Below are 13,682 nucleotides of genomic sequence, written 5' to 3'. Positions count from 1 at the left end.
GCCCTGCTCTTGTCATCGTTTGGCCGCATGGTTTATGCACATCGGGGAGAAAGGCTCGCCGGCAACGGGTTCGCGCCCTGCAAGGCGCGCCTCGGCGAGTATAGAATGGCTTTGGGAAAGGGACTGGCATGATGGGCAGGCAATCTCTGGTGCGCTCCATGATGATGGGCGTGGCACTCGCTGCGGCCGTGGCGATCGTGGCCCCTGCCGGCACCGTTCAGGCGGCCGGCAGCACCGTGGTGGCGGTCGTCAACAATTCGCCGGTTACCTCCGGTGACGTCGAGCGCCGTGCCGCCTTCCTGCGCCTGCAGCGCGCCAAGGGCAATCTGCGCGCCATGGCCCGCGAACAGATGATCGACGACACGCTGAAGCGCGATGAGATCCTCCGCCTCAAGGCATCCGTCAGCCAGGCCGAAGTGGACGCGTCCTATGCGCGCTTTGCCTCGACGAACAAGATGACCCTCCAGCAGCTTGGTCAGATCCTCGACAAGGCCGGTGTCGGCTCACAGCATTTCAAGCAGTACATCGCCCTGCAGATGAGCTGGCCGCGCGTCGTCAACGCCCGCTACGGCAATGGCGGCACCAACGCCAAGTCGCTGGTGGAGCGCATGCAGGAAAACGGCGGCAAGAAGCCGGTCACCACCGAATACTTCCTCAAGCAGGTCATCTTCGTCGTGCCGGAAAAGCGCCGCAACGCCATTCTCGGCAAGCGCAAATCCGAGGCGGAAGCCTCGCGTTCGAAATTCCCCGGCTGCGACCAGGCCAAGATCTTTGCCGCGACGATGCATGACGTGTCGATCCGCGATCTCGGCCGGGTGCTTGCCCCGCAGTTGCCCGAGGACTGGAAGCCGCTGATCGAAAAGGCGAACGGCCAGACGACCGGTACCCGCGTCACGGAACGCGGCGTCGAATATCTCGCGATCTGCAAGAAGCGCGAAGTCAACGACGACGTGGCCGCCGAGATGGTCTTCCGCGCCGAGGACCTTGCCAATTCCAAGGGCAACGAAGGCGACGAGAACAGCAAGAAGTACATCGCCGAGCTGCGCAAGAAGGCGACGATCACCGAGCGCTGATCCCTGCGGTATGGCGCGTAGCGCCTGCCCGACACGCTCAGCCTCTCGTGCCCCGAATGCGGGGCACTTCTCCAAACCCGCTATGGCAGGCACCGCATGACGACGACGCAACTTCCTCCGCTGGCGCTCACCATGGGCGATCCGGCGGGGATCGGGCCTGACATCACGCTGGCCCTCTGGTCGGCCCGTCGCTCGCTTTCCCTGCCGCCCTTCCTGTTCATCGGCGATGCCGCGGTGCTGCGCGAGCGGGCAGCCCTTCTGGGCCTCGATGTTGCCGTGGCGTCCGCCACGCCCGAAACCGCCGGGGATTTCTTCTTCGATGCCCTTCCGGTTCTGGCGTCCGATTGCGCCGCCGGGGTCGTGCCCGGAGCGCCTGACCCGCGCAATGCCGCCGCCGTTACCGGCGCCATCGAAACCGCTGTCGCACTCACCAGGGCCGGGCGGACATCCGCCGTCGTGACCAATCCCATTGCCAAGGCCGTGCTTTACGATGCCGGTTTCAGCTTTCCCGGCCACACGGAGTTCCTCGCCGATCTCGCAGCAAAGGCGACCGGCCAGACAATGCTCCCTGTGATGCTGCTGGCCGGGCCGAAACTGCGCGCCGTCCCCGTGACGATCCATATCCCGCTGAAAGACGTGCCTGCGGCGCTGAACGAAGACCTCATCGTCGAGACCGCCGTCATCACCGAACGGGATCTGCGACAACGCTTCGGCATCGCCCAGCCCCGCCTCGCCATCGCCGGCCTCAACCCGCATGCCGGCGAAGGCGGTGCGCTGGGGCTGGAGGATGATGCGATCGTGCGGCCGGCCGTCGAGCGCCTGAAGGCCGCAGGCATTGCCGCCGTCGGCCCGCTCCCCGCCGACACGATGTTCCATGACGCCGCCCGCGCCACCTATGACGTGGCGCTCTGCATGTATCACGACCAGGCGCTGATCCCCGCCAAGGCGCTCGGCTTCGACGATTCCGTCAATGCGACGCTGGGCCTGCCCTTCATCCGCACCTCGCCGGACCACGGCACGGCCTTCGCCATTGCCGGCAAGGGCATTGCCCGCCCCGACAGCCTGCTGGCCGCGCTGCGCCTCGCTCAGGATCTTGCCGCCCACGCAGCGAAGGAGAGCCGCTGATGGCCGCCCTCGACGGACTCCCGCCGCTGCGCGACGTCATCCAGCGTCATGGGCTCGATGCCAAGAAGGCGCTTGGCCAGAACTTTCTGCTCGACCTGAACCTGACGCAGAAGATCGCCCGCACCGCCGGTCCCATCGAAAACCATACGGTGATCGAGGTCGGCCCCGGCCCCGGCGGCCTGACGCGGGCCATTCTGGCGCTCGGCGCCAAACGTGTCATCGCCATCGAGCGCGACGCGCGCTGCCTGCCCGCGCTGGCGGAAATTTCCGACCATTATCCGGGGCGCCTGACGGTCATCGAAGGCGACGCCCTGAAGACCGACTTCGAGGCGCTGGCGCCGGGCGAGCCCGTGCGCATCATCGCCAACCTGCCCTACAATGTCGGCACACAGCTGCTCGTCAACTGGCTCTTGCCGAAGGTCTGGCCGCCGTTCTGGGATTCGCTGACGCTGATGTTCCAGCGCGAGGTGGGCCTTCGCATCGTGGCGCAGGAGAACGACGACCATTTCGGCCGTCTCGGCGTGCTCTGCGGCTGGCGCACGGACGCCCGCATGGCCTTTGACGTGCCGCCGCAGGCCTTCACGCCGCCGCCGAAGGTGACCTCCTCGGTGGTGCATCTCGAGCCCATCGCCAATCCGCTGCCCTGCGACGTGGCAGCCCTCGAGCGCGTCACACACGCCGCCTTCGGCCAGCGCCGCAAGATGCTGCGCCAGAGCGTGAAATCGCTGGGTGGGGAAGCGCTGCTGGCACGGGCGGAGATCGATCCGCAGCGGCGGGCGGAGACGCTGAGCGTGGAAGAGTTCGTACGGCTGGCGAACGCGCTTTGAGATTTCCTTTCGGGGAGAAGATAGCGCGAAGGGTTCAGGCGTACGTTTGCACCGGGACGGGGGCGGTACGCGGTTAACGTTGCGCGCCCCTCATCCGGCCTTCCGGCCACCTTCTCCTTGGCTGCGGGGCGAAGGAGACATGCCGCATGGCTTTCCACAACCAATGCCCTTTTGTAGGGCACGTCCCCTCTCCCCGTTTACGGGGAGAGGGTTAGGGTGAGGGGCAAACCTGTAGCCGGCCTCTTTTCAGAGAACCGGCTTTTCCGTCACCAGCTTGGTCACGAACTCGAACAGCCCGTGGCGGCGGTCCCGGCGCAGGCGCTCGGCCTTGACGATGCTCTGCACGGCGTCGAAGGCGACGGAGAGGTCGTCGTTGAGGATGACATAGTCATATTCCCGCCAGTGCTCGATTTCCGAGCGGGAATTGGCAAGGCGCGTCTGGATGACGTCTTCCGTATCCTCGGCCCGACGGTGCAGGCGCGATTGCAGTTCGGTCATCGAGGGCGGCAGGATGAAGATCGAGACAACGTCGGCCGGCATCTTCTCCTGAAGCTGCTGGGCGCCCTGCCAGTCGATGTCGAACAGCATGTCGCGGCCGGCAGACATCGCCTCTTCCACCGGCTCGCGCGGCGTGCCGTAGAAATTGCCGTGCACCTCTGCCCATTCGAGCAGCGCGTCGCCGTCGCGCAACCGCTCGAATTCCTTGTGGTTGATGAAGTGGTAGTGCCGGCCGGCGATCTCGCTGGCGCGGCGCTGGCGCGTCGTGACGCTGACCGATAGGCTGAGGCCCGGATCGGCCTCCAGCAGGTTGCGCGCGATCGTCGACTTGCCCGCGCCCGACGGCGAGGAGATGACGAGCATGAGCCCGCGGCGTTCGATGTGGATTTGCTTCGACGGCTCGGCCATGGCCTACTCCAGATTCTGGACCTGTTCGCGGAACTGGTCGATGACGACCTTCAATTCGATGCCTGCAGCCGTTACTTGAGCGGCGTTCGACTTGGAACAGATGGTATTCGATTCCCGGTTAAATTCCTGTGCGAGAAAATCGAGCTTGCGCCCGATCGGCCCGCCCTCGGCGATCAGCTCGCGCGCCGCATGGACATGCGCCTTCAGCCGGTCGATCTCTTCGCGCAGATCCGCCTTGGTGGCAAGCAAGGCCGCCTCCTGATGCAGGCGGTCGCGGTCAAGCGCCGTTGTGCCCTGCATCAGCGTGGCGACCTGTGCGGAAAGCCGCTCTGCAATCGCCGCGACACTGCGCGACGGGTCTGCCTCGACCGCCGCCGTCAGGGCCTCGATGCGCGCCACTTGGCCCAGCAGCACGTCGGCAAGGGCTGCCCCCTCCTTGCGCCGCATGTCGGCGAGACGGCGGATCGCTTCGGCAAGGCCGGTGCGGATATCGGCATCGCGCGTCGTGCGCTCCGTTTCGCTCTCCTCGGCCTCGCGGAAATCGACGATGCCGCGCACCGAAAGGAGCGTGTCGAGCTTCAAAGGTGCCGGATCGATGGTGCCGGCCAGCTGGTCGCGCAGCGCCAGCACGGCAGCAAGCGCTCCCTGGTTCACCACGGCCTCGACCTGCGCCTCGCTGACGCTGGTAGCAAGCCCGATCTGAAGATTACCGCGCGAGAAGGCCTCGCCGGCGAGGCGGCGGACATCCGCCTCCAACGCCTCCAGGCCGGGCGGCAGGCGCAGGCGCAGGTCCAGCCCCTTGCCGTTCACCGACCGCAGTTCCCATGCCCAGCGCGTGCGCCCGCTGGTCCCCTCGACCCGCGCAAAGCCGGTCATCGATTGCAATGTCATGTCAGCCTCCTGTGGCGCCTCACCGGAACGGGAGACACCCGACGCGCTGCCCGCGCGAATTCAGGTTTCAAAGTGAAGCAGTTTCACGAGGTTGGAAACGGGCAAGCGTACCGAACGGGCCGCGATCCACACAAAGCTTGTGCCCATAAACAAAACGGCCCCGGGCGGAGATGCCGGGGCCGTTTGAAAGTGATGCCGATCACTGCGACGTTGCGCCTTCGGCTTCCTTGGCGGTGGCTGCCGCCTTGTCCGCTTCCAGCTTGCGCCAGCGGCGGACATTCTGGTTGTGCTCGTCCAGCGTCTCGGCGAAGACGTGGCCGCCCGTACCGTCGGCGACGAAATAGAGGTCGCTGGTGCGCGACGGGTTTGCAACCGCCTCCAGCGCCGCGCGGCCCGGATTGGCGATCGGCGTCGGCGGCAGGCCCTTGATGATATAGGTGTTGTAGGGCGTCTGCTTTTCGAGGTCCGACTGGTAGATCGGCCGGTCAGCCGGCTTACCTTCACCGCCGAAGATGCCGTAGATGATCGTCGGGTCGGATTGCAGGCGCATGCCCTTGTCGAGACGGTTCATGAAGACGGAAGCGACGCGGGAGCGCTCGTCGGCGCGGCCGGTTTCCTTCTCGACGATCGAGGCGAGCGTGACGAATTCCTCGCGGGTTGCGACCGGCAGGTTGTCGTCGCGCTTTTCCCAGATCTGGTCGATCAGGTTCTTCTGCGCCGTCAGCATTTGCTGGACGATATCGGCGCGCTTGGTGCCGCGCGAGAACTTGTAGGTGTCGGTCATCAGGGAGCCCTCGGCGGGCAGTTCCTGCGGCAGGTCGCCTTCCAGCACCGGGTCTTCCTGCAGGCGCTTGAACACCTGCTTGACCGTCAGGCCCTCGGGAACCGACACGCTGTAGAGGATCGACTTGCCGGATTTCAGCAATTCGACGATCTCGCGCATGGTCGCGCCGGCCTTGATTTCATATTCGCCGGCCTTCAGCGTCTCGCCATCGAGATAGATGCGCGACAGCACGCGGAAGACGCGGCTGTCGGTGATGATGTTGTTGCGCTCGAGGTTCGAGGCGATCTCGTTGGTACCGGCACCCGCGCGCACGATGAAATTCGTGTTGGCCTGGAGCGGACCGGTCTCTTCGTAGCTTTTCACACCGTAGTAGAAGATGCCCACACCGATCAGCGTCGCGAAGACGATGACGGTCATGACGAAATTCAGGAAGATGACGAGCTGGCTGCGGGCCTTGCGCGAGCGGCGGCGGCTCGGCGGCTCAGGCACCTGTTCGGGGCGCAGCGCCTCCTTCGCGGACTTCGGAATGATGCGCGGCTGGCCGGATGCCTCGCCGCGGCCAAACTGGGTCTCGCCGGGTTCGTTCGTGTCGCTCACGGACTGTCCTCATGGGTTCTGGCATTGCTCGACGTGTTCAGCAGAGCAATACGGCAAAAGCAGGATGAACCCGCTTCATTATCGATGCGCCGGCAGCCCCTCATCCGCCCTTCGGGCACCTTCGCCCCGGCGGGGAGAAGAAATGGAGGATGCGACGTCTCGGTTATCCCCTTCTCCCCTCGGGGAGAAGGTGCCGGCAGGCGGATGAGGGGCTGCCGGCGATAGAGTGATGCTCAAGCGTAGCGCTTGAGAACCAGCGATGCATTCGTTCCGCCGAAGCCGAACGAGTTTGACAGCGCCACGTTGATCTCGCGCTTGCGGGCCTTATGCGGCACAAGATCGATCGCCGTCTCGACGGCGGGATTGTCGAGGTTCAGCGTTGGCGGCGCGATATTGTCACGGATTGCCAGCGCCGAGAAGATCGCTTCAACCGCGCCGGCGGCACCGAGCAGGTGGCCGATGGCCGACTTGGTCGAGGACATCGAGAGGCGCGAGGCGGCATCGCCCATCAGGCGCTCGACCGCGCCAAGCTCGATCGTGTCGGCCATGGTCGAGGTGCCATGCGAATTGACATAATCGACTTCGCTCGCCGGAATGCCGGCGCGCTTCAGCGCCATCTGCATGCAGCGGTAAGCCCCGTCACCGTCTTCCGACGGCGCGGTGATGTGGTAGGCGTCGCCCGACAGGCCGTAGCCGACGACTTCGGCGTAGATTTTCGCGCCGCGCGCCTTGGCGTGTTCCAGCTCTTCGAGAACGACGATGCCGGCGCCCTCGCCCATGACGAAACCGTCGCGGTCACGGTCATAGGGGCGCGAAGCTGCGGTCGGGTCGTCGTTGCGCTCGGTCGACAGCGCCTTGCAGGCGGCAAAGCCGGCGAGCGCGATGCGGCAGATCGGGGATTCGGCACCGCCGGCGACCATGACGTCGGCATCGCCCAGCGCGATCAGGCGGCTGGCATCGCCGATGGCGTGCGCGCCGGTCGAGCAGGCGGTGACGACGGAATGGTTCGGGCCGCGCAGCTTGTGCTTGATGGAGACCTGGCCGGAGGCGAGGTTGATCAGGCGGCCAGGAATGAAGAAGGGCGAGACGCGGCGCGGACCTTTGTCGCGCAGCGTGTAGCCGGCTTCGACGATGCCGTCGAGGCCACCGATGCCGGAGCCGATGAGCACGCCGGTCGCGATCTGGTCTTCGTCGGTCTTGGGATGCCAGCCGGCATCGATCAGCGCCATATCGGCGGCCGCGACGGCATAGGTGATGAAGGGATCGACCTTGCGCTGTTCCTTCGGCTCCATCCACTGGTCGGCATTGTAGGTACCATCAGTGCCGTCGCCGAGCGGGATCGAGCAGGCAATCTTTGCAGGAAGATCGTCGACCTCGAAGGTCGTTACCCTGGCAGCGCCGCTGCGCCCCTCGAGAAGCCGGCTCCAGGTAATTTCGGTGCCACAGCCAAGCGGGGATACCATGCCGGTACCCGTGATAACGACACGCCTCATCGTCCGTGATCCACCCTATAGAATTCTATGTTTTGCCCCAAGAGGAGGTGTGGTCTCCGGGCGGAGACCGGGACGGGCCGCCGAAAAGCGGCCCGCCGGTATAATGGATCAGGCCTGGGCCTTCTCGATGAACTTGACGGCGTCGCCGACCGTCAGGATCGAGTCAGCGGCATCGTCCGGGATCTCGACGCCGAACTCTTCTTCGAAGGCCATGACCAGTTCGACGGTGTCGAGCGAGTCCGCGCCAAGATCATCGATGAAGCTTGCGCCTTCGCTGACCTTTTCGGCGTCAACGCCCAGATGATCAATGACAATTTTCTTTACGCGTTCTGCTACGTCGCTCATGTCGGATTCCTCGACCTTTGTTTTTTTGATCGGCGCCTTTCACAGCGCCGGGCACTCAACACGCCCGATATGCCTCAAGAACATATCCGGCAATCTCTTCAACCGGCAATACGGCATCGGCGATACTGTTCCATACCACTCGATTGCGCAGGCATTTGCCCGTCGACTGCTGACAGTCATGGCCCGATTAACACGGTTTAAGTCTGCCGCAAAGTCCGAAAATGGCCGGTGCACCAGCGGTCAACATGCAATTCATGCCGGCCAGCCGGGGCACTTCGTCCACCTTAGATCATCGCCATGCCGCCGTTCACATGCAGCGTCTGGCCCGTCATGTAGGATGCTTCGGAGGAGGCGAGATAGGCGACGGCGGACGCGACTTCCGTGCCGGTGCCCATGCGCTTCATGGGAATGGCCCCCATGATCGCTTCCTTCTGCTTGTCGTTCAGCTTGCCGGTCATCGCGCTTTCGATGAAGCCCGGCGCCACGCAGTTGACGGTGACGTTGCGGGTCGCGATTTCCTGCGCCAGCGACTTGGTGAAGCCGATCATGCCGGCCTTGGAGGCGCAGTAGTTCGCCTGGCCCGGATTGCCGGTGACGCCGACGACGGAGGTGATGTTGATGATGCGGCCATAGCGGCGGCGCATCATCGGGTGGGTCAGCTCGCGCGTCAGGCGGAAGACGGCCGTGAGGTTGACCTCGAGAACGGCATCCCAGTCGTCGTCGCTCATGCGCACGAACAGGCCGTCCTTAGTGATGCCGGCATTGTTGACGAGGATGTCGACGCCGCCGAGTTCGGCCTCGGCCTTCTCACCAAGCGCCTTGACTTCGACGCGGTCGGAGAGGTTGGCCGGGAAGATCTGGACGCGTTCGCCGAATTCGTTGGCGAGCGTTTCGAGCTTTTCGACGCGGGTGCCGTGCAGGCCGACGATGGCGCCCTGGGCGTGCAGGATGCGGGCGATCTCCTCGCCTATGCCGCCGGATGCGCCGGTAACCAGTGCCTTGCGGCCGGAAAGATCAAACATGGGTGCGTTCCTTATAGAAAGAGATCAGCCGAGGAGTGCTGCGAGCGCACTGTCGATATCGGTCGGCGTGTTGATGGCGATGCCGGTGACGGACTTGTCGATGCGGCGCGCCAGGCCGGTCAGCACCTTGCCGGAGCCAACCTCGTAGAGCGTCGTCACATCGTTCCTGCCGAACCATTCAACCGTCTCGCGCCAGCGCACCTGGCCGGTGACCTGTTCGACGAGCAGGCGAACGATCTCCTGCGGATCGCTGACCGGAGCGGCTCGGACGTTAGCGATAACGGGCACGATCGGGGCCTTGGCCTCGACGGCGGCGAGCGCTTCGCGCATCGCGTCCGCAGCCGGCGCCATCAGGGCGGAATGGAAGGGGGCGGAGACGGACAGCATCAGCGCGCGCTTGGCGCCCTTTTCCGTCGCGAGGCGGGCCGCGATCTCGACGGCCGGCTTGGAGCCGGAAATGACGAGCTGGCCGCCGCCATTGTCGTTGGCGATCTGGCACGAGCCGCCCTTGGAGGCTTCCTGACAGACGGCTTCGACATCCGCCTGCTCCAGGCCGATGATCGCCGCCATGGCGCCCTCGCCGACCGGCACGGCCGACTGCATGGCATTGCCGCGGATGCGCAGGAGCCGCGCGGTATCGGCGAGCGAGAAGGTGCCGGCGGCGCAGAGCGCGGAATATTCGCCGAGCGAATGGCCGGCGACATAGGCGACCTTGTCCTTCAGCGACAGGCCGCGCGCCTCGAGCACGCGCATGACGGCGATGGAAACGGCCATCAGCGCCGGCTGGGCATTGGCCGTCAGCGTCAGCGTCTCCTCGGGACCGTCGAACATGATGGCGGACAGTTTCTGGTTCAGCGCGTCGTCGACTTCGGCGAAAACGGTACGCGCTTCCGGGAAGGCGTCGGCGAGGTCCTTGCCCATGCCGACGGCCTGGCTGCCCTGGCCGGGGAAGGTGAATGCTACGCTCATAGGGGTTTCTCCCGTCTTCTGTTTCCTTTTCCATTCACATTCCGGCTCGCCAAGTCAAGGCATTGCGCCCTGAAGCCCCCTTCCCGAGCGTTCCTTTCCAAGACCTTGCACAGGGAATCGCACCCACCGTCTTGCACTTCGCGGCAGGCCGCCTACATTCGCGCGGTTCCCACAAAAGGATTTTCCCTCCCATGAAATACAATCCGCTCGGCAGGACCGGCATGAGCGTGTCGGAGATCTGCCTCGGCACCATGACCTGGGGATCGCAGAACAGCGAGCAGGAAGCCCAAGACCAGCTCGACTACGCGTTCTCTCAAGGCGTCAACTTCATTGACACCGCAGAACTTTATCCCACGACGCCGCTCTCGCCGGAAACCTATGGCGATACCGAACGCTTCATCGGCAACTGGATGACGGCGCGCGGCAACCGCGACAAGGTCATCCTCGCCACCAAGGTCGCCGGCCCCGGCCGCCCCTATATCCGCGGCGGCGCGCCGATGAGCCGCAAGGGCATTCTGGAGGCGATCGACGACAGTCTCCAGCGCCTCAAGACCGACTATGTCGATCTCTATCAGCTGCACTGGCCGAACCGCGGACACTACCATTTCCGCAACGCCTGGAGCTACGAGCCGGCCAAGCAGGACCGTGAAAAGGTTGCCGCCGAGATCGAGGAAGTCCTCGATGCCGTCGGCGAGATCGTCAAGGCAGGCAAAGTCCGCGCGCTTGGCCTCTCCAACGATACGGCCTGGGGCACGATGCACATGCTGCGGCTTGCCGAGGAGAAGGGCCTGCCGCGCGTCGCGTCGATCCAGAACGAGTATAACCTGCTCTACCGGACCTACGACCTCGATCTCGCGGAACTGTCGCATCACGAGGATATCGGCCTTCTCGCCTATTCGCCGCTCGCCGCCGGCCTTCTCACCGGCAAATATCTCGACGGCGCCAAGCCCGAAGGGTCGCGCATGACGAAGAACGGCGATCTCGGCGGCCGTTACCAGCCGCTGCAGGAACCTGCCGTCCGGGCCTATGTGGAACTTGCGAAGGAAAACGGCATCGACCCCGCCCAGATGGCGATCGCCTTCTGCCTAACCCGGCCCTTCATGGCTTCGGTCATTATCGGCGCGACGACGATGGAGCAGCTAAAGACCAACATCGCGGCGAAAGATCTGACGCTTTCGGCCGACGTGATGAACGGCATCCGCCGCATCCACCGTCTCTATCCGGCGCCGATCTAACGAGGAAGAAACCTGCCCAAAAAGAAACCCGCCGTTTCCGGCGGGTTTCGTTTGCCCCATGCGGGTGACATTAAGGCGTGGTGGTCGTTGCGCCACCGCCCGTGGCGGGCGTCTGCGTCGCAGCGCCGCCGGTGTTGCCACCCGTATCGCCGCTGGTGTCGCCACCGGTCGCAGTGCCGCCGGCCGGAGCCGTTTCCTGCTTGGTGATGGCCGAGGTGTTGGCATTCGAATCGACGCCGTCACCCGGCGTTCCGCTGCCGACGAAGTAGAAGATGCCCACCGCGACGAGAACGGCGAGAATAACGGCGACGGCCCATCCGCCTGTGCCGCTCCCGCCACCGCCGTTGCTAGCGTTGACGACGGTCGGGCCCCGGTCTTCGGGGGGACGATTGACAAGGTTCGGGTCTTGCATGTCGGTCACTCCATCTGGTTGGATCGGGGAGGAAAACGCAGCATCCTCGATTTGGTTCCAGCCCCGTTCCCGAAACGGAACACAGCTTTATGGACCCTGCCCTTGCCTTCCGGCGAAAAATCCGTATAAGCGCGCTGTTCAACACACCCGGTCAATCGGCTGGTGGCTGAACGGAGGGCCGGCAAATCCTTAAAGATCTGCCGTTTGGAGCCAAGGGCTCCGGCCTCCCGTGTCTCCGCTCTCGACCGTCTGGATTAACGCTTTTCTTGCTTTCGGCCTCGTGCCTTTGAGAACTGTCGTTGAGGCTTGGCGCCGGTTTCGGGTGTAAACGCAAGAAAGGCAAAGCCACATGGCTCTTTATGAACACGTCTTCCTGGCCCGCCAGGATGTGTCCGCCCAGCAGGTCGACGCTCTCGTCGAACAGTACAAGGGCGTTATCGAATCGTTCGGCGGCAAGGTTGGCCGCGTCGAAAACTGGGGTCTGAAGTCCCTCACCTACCGCATCAAGAAGAACCGCAAGGCTCACTATGCGCTGATGGACATCGACGCTCCGGCGGCCGCCATCCATGAAGTCGAGCGCCAGATGCGCATCAACGAAGACATCCTTCGTTACATGACCATCGCCGTCGAAGCGCACGAAGAAGGCCCGTCGGCCATGATGCAGAAGCGTGACCGCGACGACCGTCCGCGCCGCGAAGGCGACGACCGTGGCCCGCGCCGCGATTTCGGCGACCGTCCGCGCCGCGACTTCGGCGACCGCCCGCCGCGTGGCGACCGTCCGGCCCGCGAAGACCGCGCGTAATCGAAGCAGAAGGAGATTTTTGATATGGCTGATGTTTCTTCCGCTCCGGCACGCCGTCCGTTCCACCGCCGCCGCAAGACCTGCCCCTTCTCGGGCGCAAACGCTCCGAAGATCGACTACAAGGACGTCCGTCTTCTGTCGCGCTACATTTCCGAGCGCGGCAAGATCGTTCCGTCCCGCATCACGGCCGTTTCCCAGAAGAAGCAGCGCGAACTCGCCAAGGCGATCAAGCGCGCCCGCTTCCTCGGCCTGCTGCCCTACGTCGTAGCGTAAGCTGCTGACTCTGCGGCCTGACTCCAAGTCAGTCTGCGAGCCTTGACTCCGGGGAAGACGGTTTTCCGCCTTCCCCATTTCCCTTCCGCGTTGGGCGCGGATCGGAGCCGCCGGTCTTTTCCCGATCTCGGGCGAAACCAAAACCCCATGTTGGGGAGACAGTCCTGAATCGATGTCTCAGGAACCTCCTCTAACTGTCTGACCAGACAGGACAGCGACCTTGAAGACCTTGACGCCAACCACGATTGCGACCGGCCTCGTTGCCGGTGTGACCGCCGCTCTGCTGTCGCTGAGCGCGAATGCGCAGTCGTCGTTTGCCATCGTGCTTTATGCCGCGTCTGCCCTTCCCATCCTGATTGCCGGCCTCGGCTGGGGCAATGCCAGCGCCTTCATCGCCGTCGTTGCCGGTGGCATTACCGCGTCGGCCCTCGTCTCGTCGAATTTCGCCGCGCTGATCGTGCTCATCACGCTGATCCCGGCCGGCTGGCTTTCCAATCTCGCGAACCTCGCCCGCCCGGCTTCCGAACTCGGCGGCCCGGAAAATGCGCTCGCCTGGTATCCGCTGTCGAACATTCTCGCCCATCTCGCCATCATGGTGACGCTCGGCATGATCGCGGTCGGCGCGATCGTCGGCTACAATGACGAAATGGCGGGCAAGCTCGTCGATATCGTCATCGAGACACTGAAGGCGCAGGAGCCGCTCTACAATCCCGATGCCGCGGCCATCGCCCAGCTGAAGACCGTGTTCTCGCTGGCGCTGCCGCTCGTGCAGGGTGCGCTCTGGGTCTTCCTGCTGTTTGCGGCCTATTACATCGCGACCTTCGTCGTGCGCATTTCCGGCAAGGGTCTTCGCCCGCGCGAGGACATGCCCTCGACGCTGCGCATGCATCGCAATGCGATCTTCTTCTTCCTCGCCGGTCTCGCCCTC

The 13,682-nt window shown here is 64.4% G+C and carries 15 protein-coding genes; 7 read left to right on the top strand and 8 right to left on the bottom strand.

Features of this window, described 5'->3' with window-relative positions; translation table 11 throughout:
* The first annotated feature begins 128 nt into the window (after positions 1 to 128).
* The 3 genes from ACOZKU_RS23330 to rsmA all read left to right on the top strand — a co-directional run bounded on the left by ACOZKU_RS23330 (position 129) and on the right by rsmA (position 3,025).
* Entirely contained in the window at positions 129 to 1,073 is a 945-nt protein-coding gene (locus ACOZKU_RS23330) for a SurA N-terminal domain-containing protein (RefSeq protein WP_421580890.1), read from the top strand.
* 96 nt (positions 1,074 to 1,169) lie between these two features.
* Complete coding sequence (pdxA, locus tag ACOZKU_RS23325; protein WP_421580889.1) at positions 1,170 to 2,198, top strand: 4-hydroxythreonine-4-phosphate dehydrogenase PdxA; 1,029 nt, start codon at positions 1,170 to 1,172, stop codon at positions 2,196 to 2,198.
* The gene (rsmA, locus tag ACOZKU_RS23320) at positions 2,198 to 3,025 is read left to right on the top strand and encodes a 16S rRNA (adenine(1518)-N(6)/adenine(1519)-N(6))-dimethyltransferase RsmA (protein ID WP_421580888.1); all 828 of its coding nucleotides are present in this window, start codon (positions 2,198 to 2,200) and stop codon (positions 3,023 to 3,025) included. Before pdxA ends, rsmA begins: the two co-directional genes overlap by 1 nt.
* 246 nt (positions 3,026 to 3,271) lie before the next feature.
* Here rsmA and gmk read toward each other — a convergent pair whose 3' ends face one another.
* The 7 genes from gmk to fabD all read right to left on the bottom strand — a co-directional run bounded on the left by gmk (position 3,272) and on the right by fabD (position 10,032).
* A complete protein-coding gene (gene gmk / locus ACOZKU_RS23315) occupies positions 3,272 to 3,931 on the bottom strand; it encodes a guanylate kinase (protein ID WP_314087923.1) in 660 nt (219 codons plus the stop codon).
* Between the two features lie 3 nt (positions 3,932 to 3,934).
* On the bottom strand, positions 3,935 to 4,822 hold the full coding sequence (locus tag ACOZKU_RS23310) for a YicC/YloC family endoribonuclease (RefSeq protein WP_421580887.1): 888 nt from the start codon (positions 4,820 to 4,822) through the stop codon (positions 3,935 to 3,937).
* A gap of 199 nt (positions 4,823 to 5,021) precedes the next feature.
* A complete protein-coding gene (mltG, locus tag ACOZKU_RS23305; RefSeq protein ID WP_314087918.1) occupies positions 5,022 to 6,203 on the bottom strand; it encodes an endolytic transglycosylase MltG in 1,182 nt (393 codons plus the stop codon).
* A 233-nt stretch (positions 6,204 to 6,436) separates the two neighbouring features.
* The gene (gene fabF / locus ACOZKU_RS23300; protein ID WP_421580886.1) at positions 6,437 to 7,696 is read right to left on the bottom strand and encodes a beta-ketoacyl-ACP synthase II; all 1,260 of its coding nucleotides are present in this window, start codon (positions 7,694 to 7,696) and stop codon (positions 6,437 to 6,439) included.
* A 108-nt stretch (positions 7,697 to 7,804) separates the two neighbouring features.
* The gene (locus ACOZKU_RS23295) at positions 7,805 to 8,041 is read right to left on the bottom strand and encodes an acyl carrier protein (protein ID WP_018327362.1); all 237 of its coding nucleotides are present in this window, start codon (positions 8,039 to 8,041) and stop codon (positions 7,805 to 7,807) included.
* A 284-nt stretch (positions 8,042 to 8,325) separates the two neighbouring features.
* Positions 8,326 to 9,063 (bottom strand): 3-oxoacyl-[acyl-carrier-protein] reductase, encoded by a 738-nt coding sequence (gene fabG / locus ACOZKU_RS23290; protein WP_421580885.1) that lies wholly within the window; start codon positions 9,061 to 9,063, stop codon positions 8,326 to 8,328.
* Positions 9,064 to 9,087: 24 nt separating this feature from the next.
* Complete coding sequence (gene fabD, locus ACOZKU_RS23285) at positions 9,088 to 10,032, bottom strand: ACP S-malonyltransferase (protein WP_421580884.1); 945 nt, start codon at positions 10,030 to 10,032, stop codon at positions 9,088 to 9,090.
* Positions 10,033 to 10,223: 191 nt separating this feature from the next.
* Between fabD and ACOZKU_RS23280 the strand changes: the two genes are divergently transcribed.
* A complete protein-coding gene (locus ACOZKU_RS23280) occupies positions 10,224 to 11,267 on the top strand; it encodes an aldo/keto reductase (RefSeq protein ID WP_421580883.1) in 1,044 nt (347 codons plus the stop codon).
* A 70-nt stretch (positions 11,268 to 11,337) separates the two neighbouring features.
* Here ACOZKU_RS23280 and ACOZKU_RS23275 read toward each other — a convergent pair whose 3' ends face one another.
* Positions 11,338 to 11,679, bottom strand: a complete 342-nt coding sequence (locus tag ACOZKU_RS23275) for a hypothetical protein (protein WP_421580882.1) — start codon at positions 11,677 to 11,679, stop codon at positions 11,338 to 11,340.
* 349 nt (positions 11,680 to 12,028) lie between these two features.
* On the opposite strand from ACOZKU_RS23275, the gene rpsF reads away from it, so the two are divergent.
* The 3 genes from rpsF to ACOZKU_RS23260 form a co-directional block, all read left to right on the top strand.
* Positions 12,029 to 12,481, top strand: coding sequence for a 30S ribosomal protein S6 (gene rpsF, locus ACOZKU_RS23270; RefSeq protein WP_117369405.1), 453 nt, complete (start codon positions 12,029 to 12,031; stop codon positions 12,479 to 12,481).
* Positions 12,482 to 12,505: 24 nt separating this feature from the next.
* On the top strand, positions 12,506 to 12,754 hold the full coding sequence (rpsR, locus tag ACOZKU_RS23265) for a 30S ribosomal protein S18 (RefSeq protein WP_023515801.1): 249 nt from the start codon (positions 12,506 to 12,508) through the stop codon (positions 12,752 to 12,754).
* A 220-nt stretch (positions 12,755 to 12,974) separates the two neighbouring features.
* The coding region (locus ACOZKU_RS23260) for a DUF2232 domain-containing protein (RefSeq protein ID WP_421580881.1) at positions 12,975 to 13,682 on the top strand (708 nt) is incomplete at its 3' end.

Origin of the sequence: Shinella sp. M31 (assembly GCF_049199205.1) — a bacterium.
Classification (GTDB): domain Bacteria; phylum Pseudomonadota; class Alphaproteobacteria; order Rhizobiales; family Rhizobiaceae; genus Shinella.
Note: the sequence above shows the minus strand (reverse complement) of the source record. Positions and strands in the feature narration are given on the sequence as shown.

Coding starts and splice junctions, on each gene's coding strand:
- rpsR (WP_023515801.1), top strand. CDS start 12,506: ATGGCTGATGTTTCTTCCGCTCCGGCACGCCGTCCGTTCCACCGCCGC.
- fabD (WP_421580884.1), bottom strand. CDS start 10,032: ATGAGCGTAGCATTCACCTTCCCCGGCCAGGGCAGCCAGGCCGTCGGC.
- rsmA (WP_421580888.1), top strand. CDS start 2,198: ATGGCCGCCCTCGACGGACTCCCGCCGCTGCGCGACGTCATCCAGCGT.
- pdxA (WP_421580889.1), top strand. CDS start 1,170: ATGACGACGACGCAACTTCCTCCGCTGGCGCTCACCATGGGCGATCCG.
- fabF (WP_421580886.1), bottom strand. CDS start 7,696: ATGAGGCGTGTCGTTATCACGGGTACCGGCATGGTATCCCCGCTTGGC.
- ACOZKU_RS23280 (WP_421580883.1), top strand. CDS start 10,224: ATGAAATACAATCCGCTCGGCAGGACCGGCATGAGCGTGTCGGAGATC.
- ACOZKU_RS23295 (WP_018327362.1), bottom strand. CDS start 8,041: ATGAGCGACGTAGCAGAACGCGTAAAGAAAATTGTCATTGATCATCTG.
- ACOZKU_RS23330 (WP_421580890.1), top strand. CDS start 129: ATGATGGGCAGGCAATCTCTGGTGCGCTCCATGATGATGGGCGTGGCA.
- fabG (WP_421580885.1), bottom strand. CDS start 9,063: ATGTTTGATCTTTCCGGCCGCAAGGCACTGGTTACCGGCGCATCCGGC.
- ACOZKU_RS23310 (WP_421580887.1), bottom strand. CDS start 4,822: ATGACATTGCAATCGATGACCGGCTTTGCGCGGGTCGAGGGGACCAGC.
- ACOZKU_RS23275 (WP_421580882.1), bottom strand. CDS start 11,679: ATGCAAGACCCGAACCTTGTCAATCGTCCCCCCGAAGACCGGGGCCCG.
- gmk (WP_314087923.1), bottom strand. CDS start 3,931: ATGGCCGAGCCGTCGAAGCAAATCCACATCGAACGCCGCGGGCTCATG.
- rpsF (WP_117369405.1), top strand. CDS start 12,029: ATGGCTCTTTATGAACACGTCTTCCTGGCCCGCCAGGATGTGTCCGCC.